The organism is Aureispira sp. CCB-QB1 (genome assembly GCF_000724545.1).
In the GTDB taxonomy this organism is placed as follows: domain Bacteria; phylum Bacteroidota; class Bacteroidia; order Chitinophagales; family Saprospiraceae; genus Aureispira.
The window spans coordinates 167,280-191,707 of record NZ_JHBV01000032.1 but is presented as its reverse complement, the minus strand read 5'-3'; the positions used below and the strand labels follow the sequence as shown (position 1 = coordinate 191,707).

At 35.7% G+C, this 24,428-nt stretch carries 14 protein-coding genes; 1 reads left to right on the top strand and 13 read right to left on the bottom strand.

Annotated elements, in window-relative coordinates; genetic code table 11:
• Positions 1-552 precede the first annotated feature (552 nt).
• Both CG11_RS17690 and CG11_RS17685 read right to left on the bottom strand, forming a co-directional pair.
• The gene (locus CG11_RS17690) at positions 553-2,466 is read right to left on the bottom strand and encodes an Ig-like domain-containing domain (RefSeq protein WP_052598163.1); all 1,914 of its coding nucleotides are present in this window, start codon (positions 2,464-2,466) and stop codon (positions 553-555) included.
• 366 nt (positions 2,467-2,832) lie between these two features.
• Positions 2,833-3,540 (bottom strand): hypothetical protein, encoded by a 708-nt coding sequence (locus CG11_RS17685; protein WP_052598161.1) that lies wholly within the window; start codon positions 3,538-3,540, stop codon positions 2,833-2,835.
• Positions 3,541-4,428: 888 nt separating this feature from the next.
• On the opposite strand from CG11_RS17685, the gene CG11_RS17680 reads away from it, so the two are divergent.
• Positions 4,429-6,489 (top strand): Omp28-related outer membrane protein, encoded by a 2,061-nt coding sequence (locus tag CG11_RS17680; RefSeq protein ID WP_052598160.1) that lies wholly within the window; start codon positions 4,429-4,431, stop codon positions 6,487-6,489.
• 192 nt (positions 6,490-6,681) lie between these two features.
• On the opposite strand, the gene CG11_RS17675 is transcribed toward CG11_RS17680, so the two are convergent.
• The 11 genes from CG11_RS17675 to CG11_RS17625 form a co-directional block, all read right to left on the bottom strand.
• Positions 6,682-7,644 (bottom strand): MoxR family ATPase, encoded by a 963-nt coding sequence (locus CG11_RS17675; protein ID WP_052598159.1) that lies wholly within the window; start codon positions 7,642-7,644, stop codon positions 6,682-6,684.
• 296 nt (positions 7,645-7,940) lie between these two features.
• Positions 7,941-9,332, bottom strand: coding sequence for a peptidylprolyl isomerase (locus CG11_RS17670; protein WP_052598158.1), 1,392 nt, complete (start codon positions 9,330-9,332; stop codon positions 7,941-7,943).
• Between the two features lie 204 nt (positions 9,333-9,536).
• The gene (locus CG11_RS17665) at positions 9,537-10,385 is read right to left on the bottom strand and encodes a hypothetical protein (RefSeq protein ID WP_052598157.1); all 849 of its coding nucleotides are present in this window, start codon (positions 10,383-10,385) and stop codon (positions 9,537-9,539) included.
• A gap of 156 nt (positions 10,386-10,541) precedes the next feature.
• A complete protein-coding gene (gldA, locus tag CG11_RS17660) occupies positions 10,542-11,465 on the bottom strand; it encodes a gliding motility-associated ABC transporter ATP-binding subunit GldA (protein ID WP_052598156.1) in 924 nt (307 codons plus the stop codon).
• Between the two features lie 145 nt (positions 11,466-11,610).
• On the bottom strand, positions 11,611-13,587 hold the full coding sequence (locus tag CG11_RS17655) for a glycosyltransferase family 39 protein (RefSeq protein WP_052598155.1): 1,977 nt from the start codon (positions 13,585-13,587) through the stop codon (positions 11,611-11,613).
• A 162-nt stretch (positions 13,588-13,749) separates the two neighbouring features.
• Positions 13,750-14,556 carry an SGNH/GDSL hydrolase family protein gene (locus tag CG11_RS17650; RefSeq protein ID WP_052598154.1) on the bottom strand — a complete coding sequence of 269 codons (807 nt, stop codon included), beginning with the start codon at positions 14,554-14,556 and terminating at the stop codon, positions 13,750-13,752.
• Between the two features lie 73 nt (positions 14,557-14,629).
• Entirely contained in the window at positions 14,630-16,426 is a 1,797-nt protein-coding gene (locus CG11_RS17645) for a hypothetical protein (RefSeq protein ID WP_052598152.1), read from the bottom strand.
• Between the two features lie 84 nt (positions 16,427-16,510).
• Complete coding sequence (locus tag CG11_RS17640; RefSeq protein WP_052598150.1) at positions 16,511-17,902, bottom strand: hypothetical protein; 1,392 nt, start codon at positions 17,900-17,902, stop codon at positions 16,511-16,513.
• Between the two features lie 4 nt (positions 17,903-17,906).
• Positions 17,907-19,331, bottom strand: coding sequence for an MBOAT family protein (locus tag CG11_RS17635; RefSeq protein ID WP_052598148.1), 1,425 nt, complete (start codon positions 19,329-19,331; stop codon positions 17,907-17,909).
• A gap of 31 nt (positions 19,332-19,362) precedes the next feature.
• Positions 19,363-21,750 (bottom strand): hypothetical protein, encoded by a 2,388-nt coding sequence (locus tag CG11_RS17630; protein WP_052598146.1) that lies wholly within the window; start codon positions 21,748-21,750, stop codon positions 19,363-19,365.
• Positions 21,751-21,866: 116 nt separating this feature from the next.
• Positions 21,867-24,209: a two-component regulator propeller domain-containing protein gene (locus CG11_RS17625; RefSeq protein WP_052598145.1), complete on the bottom strand. Its 2,343-nt coding sequence runs from the start codon at positions 24,207-24,209 to the stop codon at positions 21,867-21,869.
• Positions 24,210-24,428 lie beyond the last annotated feature (219 nt).

The window sequence follows — 24,428 nt, the reverse complement described above, 5'->3', positions numbered from 1 at the left end:
TATAGATATTGAACACATCTTACAAATATAGTCTTCATTGTCTTTTTTTCTAACTTATCATACAATCTACATCACTACCTTAATAACAATTGTTAAAAATAACATTTTTTTGCAGTTTCCTCCCATTCCCTATTCAATATTTTTTTGCAAAAACGAAAAAAATAGAAAACGACACCAACATTGCTATTCCTTGTGTACCAAGTTAATACTACCTAACATTTAGCACAAGGTAGGTGCAGAGTTATTGGAGCGTCTATTTAAATTAGATTGTTTAGTGCAAAAAACTAAGTTTACACTCTCATGAACGTAGCGAGTAATAATCAACAGAGTATTAATAGTAGTTAGCTGCGCAGCTAACTATTGTATTAAAATATCAGACATGTACTTCAATATTACATCATCTATCTTTTGTAGCGCAAAAATAAACGATTGCGAGAAGCAATTCTAGTCAAAAAAAAGCCTCAACTTTGATTTTCAAAACGAACACTAAACACACAAAAACCTACTAAGCAAATAATTACATATTCAAAAAGTAAATTTTCAACAAAAAACCTATTTCTCTTTCTTGTTTTCCTTTATCTTCTCATCTATGGTATCGTCTTCAACCTCTTCTGAAAATCCTTTTTTCCGTTTAGATTGAGAGTCACGACTAAGCTCGACGGGGGTCAAGTCTAATTCCATCATATTTTCCCATCCAGGATTTAAATTAATTGGCTTCGTGCTAGTAGTCAATTCAGCCTGTCGATTCTCCTCATAACTTCCGACATCCCAACGACCATTTGGCAATGCATCATGAATCACTCGAATTGTATAAGTATCCGTAGGAATGTTTTTATAAATAAAAGTCATTTGAGTAGAGTCCTTTACAATTGCTTCTTGCACTAAATTGCCTTTAGAATCTAACAACTGCACCACATATTGTAGCGTACTATCAGCATTTTTGATAACGGCTGTTACGCTCCCATACTTATCCTCTGGGTTAATCGTATAAATTCTAGATAATGTATCTTGATTCATCAAACCTAAATAATCCGTTACTCCTTCAGGCAAAATCATCAATTTATATCGAGCACCAATTTGCCATTGATACTCTAACTCTAAGTGTTGTTGAATGGCAATAGAAGGTCTGGAAACAGGCAAAAAAGTATCTTGCAACACCTCCTCATAGATTGTATCTAGGCTTATTTCCTCTGAAAGGCTATCGATTATTTCTGTTATTTTCATTTTGACCACGGATAAGCTAGTATCTCTTAATAGTAGAATTTGATTGGTATCTACAGCCACAATTGGTCTTGTGAAATGAAGTTTTAAATTTTCAAAAGGATGCTGTTCAATGGCAAGCGTATCTTGTAAAGGAAGCAAGACAACGACAGGGCCTTTGCTGCTTTTCCCTTCTGAAGATGCGGGACGTGCTCTTTTTTTATACCATCTCAAATTAGTAGCTGTTTCAAGGTACGCACGACGCTCCTTTGCTTTAACTTCTAGGGTATCTTTCAAGTTTTCAGCTTCATTTTGCAGTACAAACACCCACTTTCCTGTATCGGGCATGGTTCCATCAAACCATAATCTGAAAGTATCTTGTCCTTGTTCTATCCAAGTTTTAAAATCACTAGGAGCATCTAATAATTGAATGCGATTAGGACTTTGAACCTTATTATTTAAAGTCACTTTTAAAGCTCCGTATGCTTCTAGTTTACTACTAAGAACTCTTGTTTCAGCTCGCTCTTGAAACATTCTTAACCGAAACACAGGTTGTATGGTGTCGTTAATCTGAAAAGAAGAATCTAAAAACGCAATGGACTCATTATTTTGGTTGTACTTATAATCTCTGTTCTTATCATCCAAAGCAAATATTCTATAACGCCCCTTCTTGAGGTACTCCAATTTAAAATTGCCTCGTGCATCTGTTTTGGTAAAATAGTATGGTTTTTCGGTTTTAGGCACACTGTCTGCTAAATTTTGATACAACATGACCCAAACATCCGCTTTTGGGGCTCTTGTTTCGGCATCGACAATCTGCCCAGAACAAGATAGCGAATCCAACTGAGGACCAGTAGAAAAAACCATTTTTAGATTGGAGGCACTATTTCCTTCGGTAATATCTTTAATTGCATCACCAAAGTGAATGATATAGGTGGTACTATCTTTTAGAGGCTCCTTCCATTCTACAACAACAGATTTATTTCTAACTTTTATATCTGGTCTTTTTTCTAAAGGAGGAGAAATAACAACTTGTGTGTATGCCGCCTCCAATTTGACCCACTCATCAAAAGTAAGAATAACTTGGTTGTCTCTAAAGTTGGTACTTGGGTTGGGTGTCGAATATTTTTTGGTATGGATTCTAGGAGGCTGCTTATCTTGAGGTCCTCCTTCGGGCGCTCTAGGTTCTGCACAACTGAATACTAAACCTAAAAAACAAATGCTCCACCAATAACCTATAAGAGTTGAATATATTTTGTTCTGCACTGTACGTCGATATTTTTTTTTAACGATACAAAAGACGTGCTTTTTGAGAGAACTGACAATAATTCTACAACACTTTTCTCGAAATTAGTTTAATTATAACACAATTATCAACAATCCTCACAGTTCCTTAAGAAGAAGGAAGCCATATCCTTAGAGAATATGGCTTCTATTTATTTTATGGAAAAAAAATCATTGGTGATTATTAGACATTATCACGAATTAATTTGTATGGCTAAAAAATAGCATTTTCCAATTTCTCTGCGTTGAAAAAAGACTCAAAGACCTACGGGTATGCTCGTTTTTTTCGCCTTGATAAATTGGAAAATCAATATTTTTATTTCTCATAAAACCAATTCGTGATAATATCTATTTTTTCTTTGCTTCTTTGATTTTTGCATTGATTTTGTCGATCAATTGATTTTGATATTCCATTTCAGAAGCTTGTTTTTCCTTGGCTTCATTTTGTTCTTCTATCACTTTTTGAGATTCGTCAATTGATTTTTGAGCTTTTTCAATGGCTTTCTTCTCTTTTTCTATTCTTCGTTCTTCTTTTTTCTGTGCTCGTTCGATTTTTTTCAACTCCTTATTCATTATCTTCAATTTCTTCTCCTCTATTTTGAGTTGTTCTTTCATTAGTTCTGCATAAACCATCAAATCAAACTTGCGCAAAAATTTCTCAGCAGCAGGATAACGCTCAGGGTGATCTTTAGAGGACAAATAAGTAACCCCCAAATTAAACCAAACGACAAGTTCTGTTCCATCTCCTTTTTGATTGATTTTGGCACGAACGTCAACCATGTTTTCACTCATTTCCTTCAACTCTGCATTGTCCAAAAAATACTCTCCTTGTTTGCGATCATAACTAAGTTTACCTTTGTATTTTTTAGCATAACTTTTCCAATTTTTAGCAATCGTCTTTGCCGAAGCTTTGGGCCAACTAACGACCAAGGCATTTGCAGAACCTTTGCTCATAGAACGAGTTTCTTCTGTTACTTTAAATGTAAATTCTGGTACTTGCGCCAACAAACCAGTTTGGAAAGCCAATAGTGTTACTATAAGTAGTAAATTTTTCATCTTAATATCGTATTTTAAATGTGTGATTTTTATCAAATTTAAGCCTTTTGATCTTAACAACAGGAGCATTTTCTTGCCAAAAGGACTTACATTTTCGCCAAATAGCGTTTATCATTATTTTTTGAAGTGGATTAAAAGAAAGAACATGGTATCCTTTTTCTTCCACCACCTTTGAAGTGTTTTTTATCATAAACAGATTGCCCTGCCTGTATTATCAACAGCACGATTCATTAGAATGTTCAACGAGTGATATTTTGAAATACTAAATGAGTATTTATTCTTTTTTACAATCAAAATTCATTAAATTTAATATGGTTATTCGCTATCATTATTTCGTAAAAAAAACGTATCAATTTGATTAATAATAATATATTATTATTACTACTTAATTCCTTAAAGAATTTATAATCAAGCTAAAAAATCCACGACCATAAAGTAGCAGCGCAGCTAAGTACTACACTATGTATTAAAGGTTATGCATGTAAAAAGTTATGAGAACAGTTACGATATCTTTTGATTTTTAACACTAGGGAGTAATTTACTCTTCTGCTCTTCTTTTACTGCGTGAGCCTTCGGGTTCTTGATAAAAGAAGCAAACCACGAAGTAGCACCGAAGGTAATCAAGACCCAACACTGCGATTAGATGATTTTTACTGCTTATACAAAATTTACTTACATAATCTTTATTATCTCTTTTTTAAAACACAAAATACAGTTTCTAATCACATACCTATCCTCACTTATTGATTAGAATCAAGCAACAAAATAGACTATTACTTAGAATCATTGTTTTTTCCTGATTGCTCAATATTGTTCTAGCGTCCCACTATTAGAAATAGTATCTCTACTCGTACACCTAATTAATATTTCATAAAAAATAACAGCTCAATGAAAACTTATCTACTTATTCTTTATCTTCTAGCGACTTGCTTACAGTACTTACAAGCACAAAACTATACCGTTTCTACTTATATCGGGGATGATGGAGATTATTGGTCTGGGGCATATATTTATAAATTTTTTAGCCTTGGTACAAATCTTTCTGACGAACAGGATTTGCCTTTCAATTTTGACTTTTATGGGCAATCTGTTAGCAGTTATCGAATTGCACATAGTGGATACATTACTTTTAATACAGCAAGTGCTGCTTCTATTAATTCCAATACGGCATTGCCCAATACTTCAGGTCCCAACAATGCCATTTATGCGCTTTGGGATGACTTTACAACAGCAAGTACTATTTCTACCAAAACCTACGGAACTGCCCCCAATCGAGTTCATCAAATTACTTGGGCAGGATTAAACTATCCTGGTGCAGCGCCTTGGCAAGACGATATAACTGTCAGCCTTAATTTATATGAAAACTGTGGTGATTTTGAAATCGTTGTTATAGATAATAATATCCTTCCCTCTTCCTCCTTCTATCCGATGCTCAATACAACTATTGGCTGTGAAAATGCAACAGGCACCTTAGGTACTCAAATAGCAGGAAGCCCGAACTATATTCCATCTGATCCCAGTTGGGACAAAGCATTGTACGAGGTACATCGTTTTCGTTGGAACGCTCCCATCGTTCATGATGCTTCCTTAATTGGGATTGATATCGACAATCATCTTTCCATAGGAAACCATACCTTAAAAGGTTCTGTAAGAAACGAAGGCGATGCTTCTCTGACTTCTTATGATATTAACTATAGCTTGAATAATGGTCCTACACAAACTGCTTCTATTTCTGGTGTTAATGCCAGTAATTCTCAAAAAAGCTTTTGGACACATACAGTTCCTATTCACATTAGTAGCCCTAATGATCAATATGAATTAAGAGTCTGGGTCAGCAACGTAAATGGTATGCCAGATGAGATGAGTTGCAATAATGTTTTAACCGAATACATCACAGGCATTAACAACAATAGCAGTCCTAAAAAAATACTCCTAGAAGAATTCACAGGTACTTGGTGTGGCTACTGTATTGATGGAGCAGTGATCATGGAAAATTTAGTTGCCCAACATGGTAGTAACTTGATTCCTGTAGCCATTCACGATGGAGACTCTATGGAATTCAACGATGGGCTTCGAACAGCATTTTCTGTAGCTGCTTATCCTTCAGGAATGATTGATCGAAAAAATAGTACTTCTGGTACAACGTATACCCAAGAACCTTCTGGGCGTGGAAGTTGGTCATCCTTAGTATCCAACCAATTAAATAGCTTTACACCTGTTGATGTTGACATACAACACTCTTGGAATCCCAACACAAGAGTTATCAACGCAACCGTTTCTGCTAATTATAGTGATAACTCAGCGGGAGATGCTCGCATTGTATTAATGGTTGTTGAGGATAGCCTAACTGGTCAAGGCAGCGGTTGGAATCAAGCTAATTATTACAATACAACAACTGGTCATCCTTATTATGGAGCAGGTAGTTCGGTTGTTGGTTTTACGCATCGTCATGTATTAAGAGATTATGTAGAAGGTGGCTGCTTTGGTGTGGATGGGGTTATTCCTCATCACGTTAGTGCAGGCAGTAATTATCAACACCAATTTCAATATACCCTCCCTCCCAATATCAATCCCAATAAAGTGACGTTGGTTGCGGCTATTGCCAAATATATGGATACCAATGACGCCATGTATATTGGAGTTAGAGGGCAACGTTATATTTACAATGCTGAACAAACGCATTTAATGACAATGACCAATACAGTTGCTATAGAAGACAACGCCGCTAACGTACTTGTTTATCCTAACCCTACCAATGCTCAAGTAAAAATTGATGTTAACAATTATAATGGCTCAATTATTACAAAAGTATTCAATCTTGCAGGGCAACTTTTAGAAACAAATAGCTCCACAACTATTGACCTTTCTAATTATGCAGCTGGTTTATACTTATTTCAAGTACATTATGAGGATAAGGTTAAGCATATCAGAGTCGAGAAGGTAGATTAAAATTTAGCAATACCAAATGAAAGGACAAAATGAAACAGAATACACTAGGTCTCTTTTGTTTTAACAGTGGTATTTTCAGAACTAAGCTATCATCAATTAGAGAGGCAACTTAAAAAATTAAGTTGCCTCTTCGATTAAATATTTTCTAAGAATAGTTAGCTACACTGCTACTATTCTAATATATGTCATCAACTAGAATAATTTTTCAATAACTTGCTCAATAGAAATACCTTCTGCTTCTGCTTTATAATTACGAACCACACGATGGCGCAATACATATTTTGCAATTGCCTTCACATCTTCGATATCTGGCGAGTATTTACCTGTAATTGCAGCATGACATTTGGCAGCAATAACCAAGCACTGTGATGCACGAGGTCCCGCTCCCCAAGAAACATAATTATTGACAAAATCCGTTGCCAATTCAGTATTGGGGCGAGATTTGTGTACCAAACCTACTGCATATTCCAATACATTGTCAGGAATAGGAATTTGACGCACCAACTGTTGAAAATAAACGATTTCAGCAGCAGTTAACACCGAGTGCACCTCTTGATTGTTGATAGATGTTGTTCCTTTTACAATATTTACCTCTTCTCTATAACTTGGATAATCTAAGAAAATATTGAACATAAAACGGTCTAATTGAGCTTCTGGCAAAGGATAGGTTCCTTCTTGCTCAATTGGGTTTTGTGTGGCTAGTACCAAGAATGGCTTTGGCAATAAGTGGCGATGCCCCGCAACCGTTACACTGCGCTCTTGCATGGCCTCCAACAAAGCTGCTTGTGTTTTAGGGGGCGTACGGTTAATCTCATCGGCCAATAAAATATTGGTAAACAAAGGACCTTTGTGAAAAGAAAAATTTCTTTGTTCATCCATCACCTCTGAACCTGTAATATCTGAAGGCATCAAATCTGGCGTAAACTGAATGCGTTTAAACTCCAAGTCCAAAGCTTTGGAAATTGTATTCACCAATAAGGTCTTAGCCAAACCAGGCACACCTACCAATAAACTATGTCCATCACAAAACAGCGAAATCAGTACAGTTTTGACAACATCTTCTTGACCAACAATTACCTTACCTATTTCTGCTCGTAACTTTTGATACGATTCTGCCAATGCATCAACCGCTTCTACTTCATTCTGAAATTTCATTATTTTTATTTTTACATATATTACAACCTGCAATTCAATAGAATAAAAAAATCTATTTCGTTACTTGCCTTAGCAACAACAGTTTGTAATGCATAAAGTTTATTTTGCTTACTTAATCTTGGTTCAAAATATAAAAAACTTGGGGCAATATCCTCTTTTCGGACTGTTAAAATATGTTTAATACTTCCTCCAATAAACAGAGGGAGAAATATTGACCAACTCTAACCCATCATTTTAACTACAAAAAAAGCTGTATGTTTGGCACACACAGCTTTAATTTTTTTGATTTAGATAACTTAAGGGCGAACACTATTCGCATCAAACCACTTTTTCAACGCCGCAGATGCTCTAGCTTCCTCCAACTGATCTCCTAAATTTTCCATTTTTATTTCTATATAATTGTCCGCTATTTTTTTGTCAATCCAATCGACGATATAACGACCTTTTTTAGATTCTAATGCAGCTGTTCTGATCTTAGAATAATCATCTTGTAGATTGGCTACATGTGGTTCTGTTCGCTTCAACAACTTAACAATTCTAAATTGTTTGTCTCCTGTTCTTGTCTCATATTCAATTACTTTCGTAATATCGCCCTCGTTCAAACCATCAATTGCAAAATAAATAGAAGGTTCCAAATCACCCAATTCAAAATAAGGTTCTCCAGTCATTGGGTTCATAATTCGTCCAGCTCTTGTTTTGCTGAAATCCTCTTCCGAATACGTTGCAATTCCTTCTGCAAAGGTAATACTATCGCTCAAAATCAAATTGCGAATACTATCCAAATTCTGGTAAGCTTTTTCCCTATCTTCTGTTGTAATATCAGGTCGAATCAAGATGTGTCTGGTGTTAATTGTGTTTCCCAAACGATTGATTAATTGAATAATATGATATCCAAATTCTGATTTAACAACTTCCGAAACTTCATTCGGCTTCAACTGATAAGCTGCCGCTTCAAACTCAGGTACTAGTGTACCTCGGGGTTGCACGCCCAGATCACCTCCCAATGCGGCAGAAGCACGGTCATCAGAATATTTCTTAGCAAGTACAGCAAAGTCAACGCTATCTTCTACAATTTGTAGCATTAGATTGCGTGCCATTTTACGAGCTTTTGCATCTTCAATAGGGTTGATTTTAGGTTTGATTACAATTTCAGCTAACTCTACCTCTGAATTAAAATAAGGCAAACTATCTTTTGGGATATTCTTAAAAAATTCTTTTACCTCTTTGGGCGTAATCGTAATAGAAGACATAATTTGTTGCTGCATGCGTTGTTGTACCAACTGATCTCGCATTTGATCGCGCATAAAATCCTTCATTTCCAAAGGTGTCATCCCATAAAATTCTTTAAATTTTTCAGGATTGTTGTTCATATACGCCAATATTTGGGTTACACGACTGTCTAGTTGAGCCTGAACTTCCATATCTCCCACCACAACACTATCTTGCTCTGCTTCTGCCAACATCAATGCATTTGCCAATAGTTGATCAAAAACCAACCAACGAGCATCTTTAGGCAAATCAGCTCCTTGACTTTGACTTTCTAACATTTTTAGTTGTGCTTCGACATCCGACTGTAAAATAATATGATTTCCAACTACTCCAATTACTTTATCTACTTGTTGACGTTGTGCTGACACCAATACAGAACCCAAAGCCCACAATAGCACCAATATCCAAATTTTTTTCATTATTATATTTATACTTATTATTAATAGTAATATTCCATGGTTTCTTTTGATTTCTTATCTGAAGAATAATCAAACACCTTTCCAATAAAGAGTATACATTCTTATTAATTACTTAAACGTTAATTCGGACACAAAAGTAAAGCTTTATCTTTGGATAACCTATCTATAATTTTCAATTTTTGAAATTATACCTTGCAAATCATATTAATAAACCTCAAAAGCACCTTCTTTTTTTGCCTTCTCATATACCTCTTTTCGAATGTCTTGCAATATTTTATTGCGACGTTGATGCAAAATAATTCGTTTAATCTCATCTTGCACCTGTGGCAAAGGAGCCGCATCTTCTTTGTCTCTATATTCAAAAATTTGTAATAGGTATTGATAATTATCATCCATTCTATCTAAAACAGATTGATTTTCACGATGCCTATTGCCTATTGCATCTTCAGGAAGCTCTTTGACCAATTTGTCATATTCTATCCAAAGATCTTCATTTAAGATATGCACCGTTTTATTTTTGGCACAAAAAAGCTTCACTCGTTCAAAATCTACTCCGTCATCAGATTTAAACCATTTTTTCAATTTTTGCAGCTCAGGAGTTCCTCTTTTCACTTTGACGAAATGACAGCGTGCCCAACTAATTCCTGCTTGGTATTGCTCTTTATTATTACTATAATAATCTGCCAATTCTTGGGGTGTCACCTCTGTATTCAATCGTTGATTAATCAAAGCTTCCTCATAAGCATTCATAATCAACGTTGCTTCATAAGCCTTGACCATTCGTTCAATTTCTTCTGTAACTCCAATATTTTGTTTGGCTACATTTAGCATCAATTGGTCTCGAATCCACTGCTCTGTGTGTACTTTTAATTGATATAAACTATCTTTGGGAGTCATTCCAGCGCCTATTCCAACAACTGCAGAGGGGTATAAGTACTGCCCTGCCGCTTGCGCTAAAGGTGTTTCATCTTTTTCTCCTGAGACAGTTCTTTTTTCCCCACAACTCACCATTAAAGATAGACAAGGAATTAACCACACTATATATTTTACCATTTTATGTTTATTAATAGTTCATTGATTACTTTATGGCGTACTAATTTAAGCCTACTCGGTTGTCACTTTGTTGGTTTGCTACGCTGTTACGAACTGGTTTCAACGAACTACTATTTTTTATATTGAAAATTTAATTTGTTATAAAAGCTATCGTCGTTAAGCCTTTGTTTCTGTATAATTGGTCACCTCTTGGAACACATCCTCTATAGTGGATACTTTTTGATGCATTTCAAGCAAAATATTCCCCTGCTTGACCGCAAAATTAAAAATAGCTGGACGGATATCTTCTTCGCTCAACGAGGTGATTAAATAAGTATGTCCCTCCAACGCTCTTAGCTTCTGAATTGGAGCACAAGCCTTCAACTGCTTTTCATTTACTTCTTTTGCAAAAGTAACCATAATTTGTTTTTCCTTCGAAGCATTACTTTGTAGCATCTCGATAGTATCGTTAGCTACCATATTTCCTTGGTTGATGATAATAACACGATCGCAAAGTGCTTGTACTTCTTGCATAATATGAGAAGAAAAAATGACTGTTTTTTCTTTTCCAAACTCTCGTATCAACTTCCGAATTTCTATCAATTGATTAGGATCCAAACCAGAAGTAGGTTCATCCAAAATCAAGACATCTGGGTTGTGCAACATAGCTTGTGCCAATCCTACACGTTGACGATATCCTTTAGATAATGAACCGACGAGCTTATGTTGTTCTATTGTCAAACCAGTCCGTTCTATCATTTCTTCGACGGCAGCCATTTTATTATTCACTTTGTGCAAACCTGCTACAAACAATAAATATTCTTTGACATACATATCTAAATACAAAGGGTTATGCTCTGGCAAATAACCAACCCTACGGCGTACCTCTATTGGATTTTCTACAACATCATAACCACACACACTAATACGACCTGCCGTTTGAGGAATAAAACAGGTAATCATTTTCATCGTGGTTGTCTTTCCAGCACCATTGGGTCCCAAAAAACCTAAAATTTCTCCTTTCTTGGCTTCAAAACTAATATTATTAACGGCTTTTTGTGTGCCATATACTTTCGTTAAATTGGATACAATTACTGACATAATTATTAATTTTAATACTTCGTGGATTTTTTTTTACAAAAACAAAAAACACATCCCACTGACAATCAATCTAATTCAATTTTTCTTTCACGAAGTAATGTAATTTGATTTCTTCGCCTAATTCCAAGCCAAAGAATAGTTATTTTTATTCAAATTCAAATGGATTTGTGTCTTTATACAACAACCCATTTCCTTTTCTCGTTGCGATACTAAAACGGTCTAATTGGATGGCTTGTTTTTCACGATTCCAAAAAAATGTTTTCATTTTTAGTTTTTTAACATTATTATAAATAGGCTCGTGGGCAAAGCGCATAGATAAATAAAGCCGTTGCCAATCTCTTTGAGCATTGGTTTGTGCTGTAGCATCAACACCTTTCCAAACCAACAAAGAATCCTGTTCATCCCTTATTTCGACCACCAATGTTCCTTGGGGTTGGTACAACATCGTATCTACTACTCGTATATCTACTGCCACATCCAAAAACTCATTATTTCGAGGCGTAAGTTGCTCCAAACTCATGGCAAAAGTAGGCCCCCATTCTCCCTCTTGTTGATAATAAGTATTAGCAGTTATCGAATCCTGACGAAGATTCGTTTTCTCTATTTGCCAACCAGCTTGTTCTGTTTTATCAAAATCCATATCTATCTCAAAATCAAATTCCCAAGCTACTTTCTGGGCTTCCTTATTCTTACTTAGAATATAATATTCGTAATTAATACCATAACTTCTTTGATACAAATAAGGGTAATAATATCTAGCCATTTGCAGATGTGCCTCTGGAATTGATCCTACAATTAAATACGAAGTTACACTATTCTCCAAAATCTCCCTAAATTCTAAAAAAGAGATTGGTGGTTTAAAACTCTCTATGTGTTCAAAATTACTAGCATAGGCATCTTTATAATATTGCAAATATTCTGGGTTTTCTCCCAAAACAATACAAACATCCTTTGATTCATGTGCTGCTAAAAATGCCTTGGTGTGCTTAATAAAATGCTCGTAAGGATGGGTATGCACTGTTTTGAAATGTTGTCTTGTTACTACAAGAGTTGTGGTATTGATACCTAAAATCACCCCTACTAATAAAAACTTCATCCGTGATGGTATGTCCTTGGGAAAAAAAGAACACCAAAAAAACAGAAAATAAGGCAATGAGAACAATAAATGCGATTCTCTCAAAATGGGTGATTTATAGACAGAGTACAAATAACCAAATGTTATAGGTGTTATAAATAGAAATAGACTTCCCCAACGTGCTTTTTCATTTTTTTTGAACGTCTGCTTTCCGTATTTCAGAATAGATCCAAACAATAATAATAAGGCAAAGCCCAAGCACCAAAAAGAATAATGAAAGATGTATTGAAGATGATTGCTAAAAAAGCTTGGTGTTGGAATTGCATACCATAAATGCCCATCGGCATGCAGTAATTGATAGGTTGTAATACTAAGATGTGGCAAAAACAGTACAACCATTGTTATTCCTGCTGCCACGTATTTTAATAGGATTTCTTTACGCATCCATGCAAAGCCCCAAACACCTAATATTCCTGCAAAAATAAGGCTAAAATAGTGGTTGTACATAGATGCTGCTCCCATCACAACAAAACCTATCCAATAGCGCTTTTCGGTTCGTTGTTGCATCAATAACTGCGTCCAACAATACGCCATTAATAAGGTGCAAAATAAACCACTTTGATATTGTCGAGCAATATGGCTCCACCAAATAGGAAATTGCAAGGTTGAAAAATAAGCCAAGACAATCAACCCCACTGTTTTCGAAAACCAAAGTGTCCCCAAACGATATACCAACCACAACGATGCAATTGAAAATAGTAAAAAAGGGAGTTTGATTGCCCATTCAGAAGTTCCAAAGATGGATGTCCAATAATAAACAAAAACATACATACCCACAGGATGCGAATCAACTTGCTTGATGTTTTCTATAACAGCCCCTACTGAATCATAACTAACCTTTGACCAAGTGCTTAATTCATCATTAATGAACGAAAAATCCATTGGATTGCCAATTCGAAGACCAATCCCTATCAATATACACAACAGCAATAAGATTTGATCGCTGTTCATTCTTTGGCTTGATTCTGGAGCCATATTCTCATTCATGTAAGTATGAAGTTATAATTGGTTTAAATCAGATTTATCTAGAATTTATGCTTGTTATGAGGCAAAAAACGCAGCTCTAGCCTTGTTTTTTCAATGCAACAAGAGACAGAATGTCTCCTAAAGGTATTACAATATTAATTGTGACTTCATACTTAAATCCAATTACGTTCTTTGATTCTTTCCAATCCAATTTAAAGCAGCACTTAATTGAGGATGTGTTCTAATAAAGCCAGCAACATCGCGAGCCCAGACTTGGTATGCCAATTTGGACGGATGTACGCCATCGCTAAAAAATATAGCGTTCTCAGAGGGCACATTAAAGCGTTTTCGCCAATCGTTCATCGTAATTCGATTGGAATAATAATACGTATTTTTGTGCAAACGAACCAACTTATCTAACTCTTCTCCCAACATCTTCTCCAAACTGCCCAGAACCATTTTAATTGTTTTGGTAAAAGCAGGAAGTTCTTTGATTGGGGGCATATTAATAAACACAATCGGAGCATCATTAAACTTCTTCTTAAGAGAGTGTATAAGCCGTTGAACATCTTTTTTCCATCTCGAAGGATTGTTCAATTGAAACGTATCGTTTCCGCCAAGCCCAATTACGACCAAATCAAATTCCTTTTCAGTAATCTGAGGCACAAGCATTTCCTCAACTTTTTTGGCTGTAAAACCTCGTTTAGCGTATACTTTCCACTCTACATTGATGTTAAAAAAAGCCGCTAGCTCTCTAGCCAAAGTACCTGTAAAACCTTCTTCATGCGTTTTTACGCCAACTCCTGCTATAGAACTTTCTCCAATTGCTAAAACCCTCAGTCTTTTATCAAGACTTCCTGAAGCCAATCCATTGCTCCCTTCTGCTTCTGGCAATTTAGGAAATTTTGCTTTGATTGCCCTTGCTTGAAAGTACATAATAGGAAGAAAAGGAATTGCCAAAATTACTTTTATAAAATATTTTAGGTTCATTCTTATAATAAATATTAATAAATAAGCGGACGAATATCTGCAATGCTATTGTTAGATTTGTTTTAGGGTTTACTTAATTAACCACAATAGGAACTCTCGCAGGATATAGCATCCATCCTAATATCGGACCTGCAATAACATCTACTTGTAGTTCATACTGCCCTGGCTCCTCTGGCATTTTGACCCAAATATATTGATAATAATCACTTTGAGCTAGTAAGTCCACCTCCAAAGGGTTTCTATTTCCTTCCCAATCAAATACCTTTCCATCCTTCCACCAATGATAAGCGACTCTAATTTGATCTGAATTTAGCGATTTTGAACCAATATTTGTCAATTTGATTAAAATATTCTCTGTGCTATTGCTTGGATAGGGTCCCTTAGGATAGGTCTTTATCGTCAGAAACTTTCTCAATGTCTCTATACTATCTAGCTTTGGTGCCCATCCGTTCAGGTAGCGGTATTTTCCTGATGGAAAGTTAAAATATTTTTTATTAACACTCTTGTGCTGATAAATGCTATCCGTTCGATCATAAAAACTCCGATAAGTAAACAAGTACAAATTTGTATCTTGCAATGTCTGCATATTCGCAGAATCTTGCCATAACCATTCTGTATCTCTGATTATCTGAATGGTTTTTCGGTCAGGGTTCAACCCAGATAATAACATTGATTCCATTCCTAACGTAAAACTTGGCTCACAAAATCCTGGGTTCCACCAATCTTCTCGCATAATAAATTTATTCCCCTCCATGTTCTGGGCTGTTTCAATGACACGATGCATATAATTCACTCGATGTGTAAAGGGCTCAATAGCCATAGAAATTAACACAAATCGATAGAGTATAAGGCTAAAAATGGCAATACTAAACCATTGTTTTCCTTTCTTTGTGAATCGAGTACTCAAATCCATAAACAATGGATAACAGGCAACAAAAATCAATGGATAATAGCACTGTTCTTGGTATCTAGAATGGCGAATACCAGGATAAGTTAAAGCAATAATATATTGAGTTAAGATCAAGAAAATTAAATATCCGATAGCGATCCCATAACGGCGTTCCTTAATATAGAATCCAAAGGTAATTAAGGCAATAATCCATACTTCTTTGTAATACATTCCATAGAAACTAAATAATGGCTTCACATAGTTGTTCCATCCATAATTATAACCTCGCTCGGTGAGATTGAGTACAAATTGCTCCATTTTTGCAATTTCGTAACTGTGCGCTGTCAAACATTGCTTTATCACAAAACAGGTTATAACAGCCAATAATACTAGTACATATTGTTTCCAATATTGAAATTTGTACCTTGCAAAATGCAAGAGTAGAATGCCTCCTATCATAAAAATAATCAACTGATAATTGATCACCATTGTTATCACCAAAAGAAACATATAGAGTTGGTGTTTCTTTGAAAAGTCATTGGTATTTAAGACAATAGCAAATAATGCTAAAAAGCCACTTGCATAATACAATTCAAACCCTGGAGCACAAAAACCATGTAAAATACCTATGGTTTGAGTCCCGACTAGTAACCACCCTATTTGATGATTATTCCAGCGATAACGCCCGATCCAATAAATGGCGTAAAAGAAGAGGACATGCCCCACCGAATAGGCTAATAGAACAATTTTGAGCGGCAGCCCTAGTTTGATGCAGATCAATGGTAACCATTGAGAGAAAATACGCATAAACCGATTCAGTTCCATCCAAAAACTTTCGTAGTGCACGACTTTAGAAAGAAAAAATCCCGAATCGCTATACAAGCGCTCCTGAAAAAACCACAACGCCAATACCGCCCAAATACCAAAGGCAATATGAGTCAACCAATCATTGATCTTTTGGTACTGGTCATTTAATTTCATTTTTCGTGATTTTCAAAACCAAAGCTTTAGTTGATACTATTCAAGCAACTTACTGGTAGCAATTGCCTCTAACAAATTTGATTGTTATTTATCTACAAATATCTCTAGTTTCAATTGATCAATAATAACATCCGTTGTTCCCTTATTCCAAACATAAACTTTCAACGTACACCCTGCCAAGGTATTGGGGTATGCATCAGCCACTTTGAGTTGATTCCATTTATTGGGGTTTAAACTTTGCTCTAGTAGACGTTCCCCTCTCCACAAAATAGTTTCCTGTTCATTTTGAATAGAAAAGACCAGCAAAGCTGTTGCCGTTTGGGAAATCTGCTCCTGCCCTATTTTCATCCAACAAGAGGTACTAATATATAGATTTTGATCAAGAAAGGAGTCTAAAGGATAAGTATATGTACAAGAATAGGTTTGAGCGTTTACGGTATAAGCAGTAGCACCTTTAAATACCTGTTTGTTTTGCAACAATTTAGGCTCATAAGAGCTCCAATATGGTGGTGGTGGCGCTTCAAAATCTAAGACACTATTCCTTAACAACACTTGATCTTCTTTTATTAACTCTGCCTTCATTTGCTCGCCAATAAATGTCGATAGCCTCCTTGCAGATTGTTCCTCCAAATGATTCCCATCATAGGTAACATAACTAGTGCGGTTAGGAATGTCAATCCAAGTTCCGCCCACAGCTTCAAACTGAGTTTTGATCGCTTTTTCGGGATAATATTGCATTTCTATTGCTTCAAAATGCGCTGCGGCAGGAGGTCGAAATCCAAATACTTCTATTCCTTCGGCTTCCCATGCTGCTACTTTTTGTATTAAATTCTCTCGAACAGCGGTACTAAACTCGACTTTAGGATAGGTATTTTGAATATGCCAATATTCAATCCATTCGTCTCTTGGTAATTTATCAGAAGCAATCCAACCATTAGATTTATACACTTGATAATAGCCTGACTTCTTATCCAAGGCTTTGTTCCTTATCACCTCTGGGCTGGTCGGATCAAAAAAACTCAAATAAGGATTAATGTTTTTGCGTTGCCAAATTTCAATAGGATGTCGTTTTTTTTCTTGCCAATGGTGTGGATTGGCTAAGTTTTCATCTGCCAAAGAAGAAGCCGTTACGCCTAAAACAATCATGCGTCGGTTGGAATTAGAATCTAACAAGCTTGCCCCTACATTCATAAAGGCTGTATCTAAACCTGCCGATGAAAATCCATAATTAAAAACATCCAATGTATCGACCACTGTTAATGCTTCCTCTATCAATTCTGGATTAATTCCTCTATAAATTCTAGAATCACCAATAAAAACTACGTCATACAATCGATCGGGCGCTACTTTATTGCTCCAAAACCAATCGGACTGCATCGAAGAAGTAGGAATAGAAGGAAAATACCATCCTCCTATTGCCAACAAGACAAGCGTCAAACCTAAGCTATACAAGATTCTCTGATGGTACGTATGCATAAATTTAGAATTGAAAATAGATAAACTCAGAAGCAGGTCCTCTGAAATAAATACACGCCGTAATCAATACGGACATACTAACCGTATCGTATAGAACAGTTTTAGTCGCTAAACGCAAGGTTTTGTTCCTTCGTTTGATAAAATACCAAACCTCTATTCCTATCGCCAGCCCTAAAAATAGAACAGTGTTAAAATAGTGTGTGATAATAATATTCGTCCCCTCTAAATTAGTAGAAAATAAGTTGCCTAGAATAGACATGGCTTTCTCAAAACTTGGTGCTCTAAAAAAGACCCAAGCGATTACTACTTGAAACAATACTATTCCCAATGCAATTACTTTTCCAACTGCAAAACGATGCAAGTATTGAGGCCATTTTGTCAGACGCTCTACACTAAGGCAAAGGGCATGTATAACGCCCCAAATAATAAAATTAAGTGCTGGACCATGCCACAACCCCGAAATTATCATAGTTATCCACATATTGTAATGCCCTTTCCATTTAGAAGTTCGAGTTCCCCCCAAAGGAATATAGACATAGTCTCGAAACCATGTAGACAATGAAATATGCCATCTCGACCAAAAATCTCTCAAAGAAATAGCATGGTAAGGATGGTTAAAGTTGCTCTTAAATCGATACCCCATTAGTTTAGCTAGACCTCTTGCAATAGAACTGTAACCTGCAAAATCAAAGTAAATTTGAAAAGAAAAGGCAAGCATGACCATCCACCAATAAATACAGGAAGGTTGTGTATTGTTGTTCCAAAACGACTGGTTTACAATTGGAGCTAAGTTGTCTGCAATAACCATTTTTTGAAAAAAACCATAGACCATCAACCGAAGCCCCAACCATATTTCAACAGCACCAACAGGCTGATTTTTTGCCAATTGCTGAAGCATATCTTTGGCTCGTATAATGGGACCTGCGACTAGCTGCGGAAACATGGACAAGTAAGCAAAAAAGTGCCAAATATTTTGTGTTGCCCGCAATCTGTTTCTATAAACATCTATGGTGTAGCTCATGGACTGAAACGTATAAAAACTAATTCCGACAGGAACAATGAGCGAAAAACTAGGCAAACGGCTGTACAAATCCCAATTTACACCAAACAATAGAGCAATATCATCAATGGTTCCTGCCAAAAAACCACTGTATTTAAAAATTGCTAAACTTCCGATGTTGGCAATGAGGGATATTATCAGCCAAAAACGCTTGTTAACATCTCTTTTTTGCATTCTGAGCGCAGCACCATAATCAACCAAACCACTAAATACTATCAAAAACAAAAATCTCCAATCCCACCAACCATAAAAGACAAAAGAAAAAACAACAATGCAAACCCAACGAGTCAAGTCCTCTTTTTTTGCCCAAATCCAGACCAAAAAGAAAACAATAAAAAACACTAAAAATACAATGGAGTTAAAAAGCACGTTTCATCTATTTAGTAGCAATTAAGTCTTGTTAGTCTTTTAGTAATTGAATGCTAACTTGAAGATCATCTATCAATATAGGTTGTTGACTATTGTTCCAACAATAAACCTGCAATTGCTCTCCTTTCTTCTGAGGGGTGTATTGTAGGTGCTGTGTCATACCATTCCAAGCCGTTCCATCCAATAAATGTGTAGAAAGTTTTTCATTTTTCCAAAGTAAGCTTTCTTTTTCATGCTCAATAGAGGTAACCAAGGATATTTTTTTGCTAGCCTCTAAATCCACTCCTTTCACCCAACAGCTAGTACTAATTTGTATCTTTTGGTTGATCCAGGAGCTATCTAAGGTTATTTTGTAAGAACAAGAATAATTAGAAGGCTCTACTCGAAAAGCGTTCTTACCACTAAATGCCTCTGTTTGTGTCAGAGCACTTTTAGGATAGTCTGTCCAAGAGCTATCCATTGGATATTCAAATAGCTGAATGCTTTTTGCTACTGTAGCATAAGAAGGTTGATTTTTCCCAAAGAAAGAATTGGGGCAATTAGGAGCGTTCACAAAATCTGTTATTTCCCAATCTATCGTTAAAGCATCTGTAAGTATTTTTTTATTTGAGGCATCCAATGCAATGGCAACAACCTTTTTTTGCTTATGCGGATGCGTTGGATCTATTACAAATGGGTTAATCCACAAACCATCTACTGCATTTTTGGGCACAATTCTGTATTTTTGGATAGAATGATCCGCAAATTTTAGATAAATAAAAAACTGCTCGTCTTTGTAGAAAAAGCTCTTCATTCTTTGTACCAAAGCCTTATCAAATGAAAGTTTTGCTCGTAACAAACCCGCCATATTAGAAGGACTCTTTACCCATTCTCCCCATGTTGTTTGATTGGTTCGAATGATACTTGAAGTTGTCTGTAAAGGGTATTTGCGTTGTTTGTAAACCAAATAATTTTTGTCTTGATACCACAACTCGTAGTGTTGGAGCAAAGTCAACATAGTTTGCGGCTCATCATTCAGCAGATGTCTATAATCTAAGCTGGACATCGTGCCTATATCCAAGCCCGTTGTAATTTTATTCAAATCCCAAATTAAATAAGTTGGCGCTTGATCTGATTTAAAATGATTGGCATCTTGCAAGTCCAACCAAGATGTATAAGCTGCATAACTTTGTAAGATAGGTCTTGGTTGAAAATTAAAGCCATTGGCAGGAATGATAGTATAGTCCCAAGGGTATACATCTACCGTTGCATTTCCTATTTCTTGAACAATTTTTTGAGGCAGTCGATTACTCGCTATATTTTTTTGAGTAACTTTTTGGGCATGGACTTTTATAGCATCCAAACGTTCTATGTAAGTTACCAAATTAACGACCCCATCCAATAATGGATAGGTTCTCGCCTGATAAGCATAAGCATTTTGCATATTTAGGTTAAAAAGTGCCAGTGCTACCCCTGCAAAAACTAAAAAAGACAGCTGTTGTTTGCGATTAAAAATATAGAATAATAAGAATGTTATAATGGCGTAATGATACGTTCCTCTAATATGATAAACGTCTTCTCTTGCCATTCCATGCTTCCATGCCGCAAATAAACTTAATGTAGTAAGGGCAGCAAAAAACAAACTTCGTTTGGAACGATACACCAAAGGATACCCAAATGTAAATATTAAAAAGGGCGTTAAATACCACCAATTATTAACAGGATAATACGCTGCCGCAGAAGAATTGTCTTGTGCTAAATTAAACAAACCAAAACAGTATCTAAAAAAACCAGTACCCGTACCATACATGGCTAGCCAAAGTGTAAAAATAAATGCCCACAAGACTAGTGCATCAACAATAAAAAGCTTGTATTTTTTCTTGACAATGGCTTCGTATAACAAAAACGAACCACTAATAATACAGGTGATAATCCCAACATAAGACTTGATATAAAAGGCAAATCCTGTTAGCAATAAAGCTATGTATTTATCTCTTTTTGTTGAAGTTTCAAAGTAATTGCAATAGCTTAATATAATAGAAAAAATAAGTAAGAAAATAAAGTTCGATAACAAAACAACTCCATATGCGCCGACAAAACCAATCAACCATCGCAAGGAGTTTTTAGAGTCTATCAACCGAACTAATTGAGCTGATAAGAATATCTTGAGCAAGACTTCTACGCTAATTGCTAATTCTATATTAGAGATAGTAGGATAAACTAAAAAAGCAAGTGGTCCATGTGGGAATATGACATTTTGAGCTACCTCCCACTGTGTATTAAAGAAAAAATTAGAGATCCACATCATAGGTGGATCAATACCGATGTTATAACTAAGGTGAATGCTTGGGAAGGTAAAAATTGCTATCGCTATCCCCAATATAATGATTGATGCGAATTCTTTGAGTTTGGAATAAGTAGCTGCAATTTTTTGTCCCACTAGTCGCCATTTTAGAAGCTATAAATAAAAATGCTCTTTGACAATTCCTATTCAATATTTAAGCAATTGCCAAAGAACGATCCTGTCAGTAGCACTAAAAGTAACTAAGAAATTGGTTAATTCAAAAACAAAATCTTACAAACGCCCTTTTGAGTTCCTTCTTCATTGACAACAAAAACCAAATAAACCCCTGACTGTGCTCTTCTTCCATTGTAATCTGTTCCATTCCATATTGCTTGTCCTCCCAATGCAGTCGTCTCATAAACCAATCGACCACTGGCATCTGTAATTTTCACATTGGCTTCATCTACCAAGTTAGAAATAGCAATTGGTCCTGTATAACCAGGCTCTACAGGGTGAGGGAAAACGACTACATTTTCTTTTTTCATTCGATTCTGTCCAGTAGTAGCCTCACCTCTAAAAGACTGAATCCCAACTGTACTAGAAATATATACCGTTCCAGTAACTCCATCTATTGCTAAATGATTGACTTCGTTGTCAAACAAAGGACTATTTTCTTTAGTAAAATAAGCGAGTTGGTTATAACCATCGGCTGAAAGTAAAAACAAACCATTGGTAGTTGCGACCCACTTTCTATTAGCAGCATCGACCACAATATCTAAGATGGTTTCCCCTTCCAATAAATATCCATTAAAATTATCTTGCGTAATAACAGGGCGATTTCCTCCACAGTCATTGTCAAACACATTAGAAGAACAATTAAAGATCGTAATTCCCGCATTCGTTCCAACCCAAATAGTTCCATTTTTATCAGCTACCAAGCATTTAACATCATTGTTAGGCAATACAGTATTGTTATCTCCCAACTGAATGCTTCTATCGTCTGTATCATCGTCCAAATCTCCGCTATCAAAAACGGTTATTTTTCCAGTAATATGTTTCACCCACTTATAACCATTTCGATCAATTACGACCTCCTCTACTTGAATTTGATTGCTAAAGTATGTGCTAGGAAATGCTTTCCAGCTTCCGTCTCGTTTTCTTACGGTCAAGGTGGCATCAAAAGTCCCCGAATTAGTCATCCAAACATTACCATCATCATCCACAGCCAATCCCAATACTCTTGTTCTAGCATTATCTCCATTCGTACCTTCTAGAGGGACATCAGAACTATACTGATCAAATACAGATACAGTTCCATTAGCATCCATTTCTAACACACCACTCATAAAAGAGCCTACGTATATTTTATTGTTAACAGGGTTACTAATAATTCGAATCGGATCCCAAAAAGTATCTGTTAGCACATTCGTTCTTGTGCTAAATTCTTTCCATTCACCATCTTTATAACTATAAAAGCCATTTCTACTAAAATAAGCCGTAATAGAGTTATATGGAGCAGAGGCTACCCAAAGTGTTCCTTCTTCATCCACGTGCATGTCAGCGACCAAATTACTTCGTGGTGAGTTCGGTTCAATGTATTTAAAATCTCGGTGCATATATGCTTCATCAGCAGCCCAATGAATATTGTCTTGATCAATCACTATATCTTTAACTCGCCAAGAGCGAGCATACGATTTTGTTTCGATTGTATTGGACACATCAATTAAATAATAAGTAGGGGTATTGGTCGTAATAATTAATTTATTTTGGGCATAATTTAAAGACATATTATAGTGTGGAACAAAATCTCCTGTTCCTGTTGGTCTCCAAAAGCTAATAGCCTGTCCTGCTGCCTGATCGAAGCCATCAAAATGATGCCATGTTCCGTTATAATATTGATACAATGTATCTTTTGCTGCGGCATACACTCTATCATTAAATGTAATTAAATTTCTAGAAGAATACGATGCAATATTAAGATTTACATGACTTCCTTGAAATTGCCATGTTCCAAAATCCAACAAGTTTCGACCATCCATTATTCCTTTGTAAATTCCTTGATCTGTCGCTATAAATAAAGTGTCTCCGTATTGAGTACAAGCATTTACATCAGCTGGCGTAAACGTTGTTTGGCTAAACGCCTCTATATCTAAGTCATAAACTACCAATCCGAAAGAACAAGAAAAATAAATTTGTTTTCCAGAACAATAAATCTGGTTAATCGACTTATCTCCAATGATGTTATTATTAGTAATAATAGCAGATAGATTAACAACTTGACCATTATCATATAACAAGTCAATATTTCCATTTGTGTAAGCAATTACCAATAGCTTCTCAGAGCGATTATACTCTATGGTTTTTATCCGCATATCGCTCAAACCAGAAACCTTATTGAGGTGCTCTAATGATTGGTCTTCCTTGTAAACTTTTAGAATAGCTTGGGTAGATGCATAAAATACGGCATCGTCACTTTCTGTCAACGCCACCATACTCTCATACGACAAGTGCGAGCGCCACTCCCCTAATGCTACGGGATTATCTTGTCCTAATACTTGACTACTAATTAATGCAACTAACAGGGCTGTTAAGCACTTTATTTTATTATATATCATAACCTTATACTCTAATTTAAATCTTTAGACTGTACATTTATTTAGTATAGCAGACCACTAATAACGTTTAGCTACATTACAACTGCATAAGATACCAAACCTTTGCAGGGTAGCACTATGAGTATAATTCCAACAGATTGTTACGAGTAGTAATAAAAAATAAATTAATTGTAATTCATCTTTTAAACAACTTCACTATTATATTTCTCAAATTTAAAA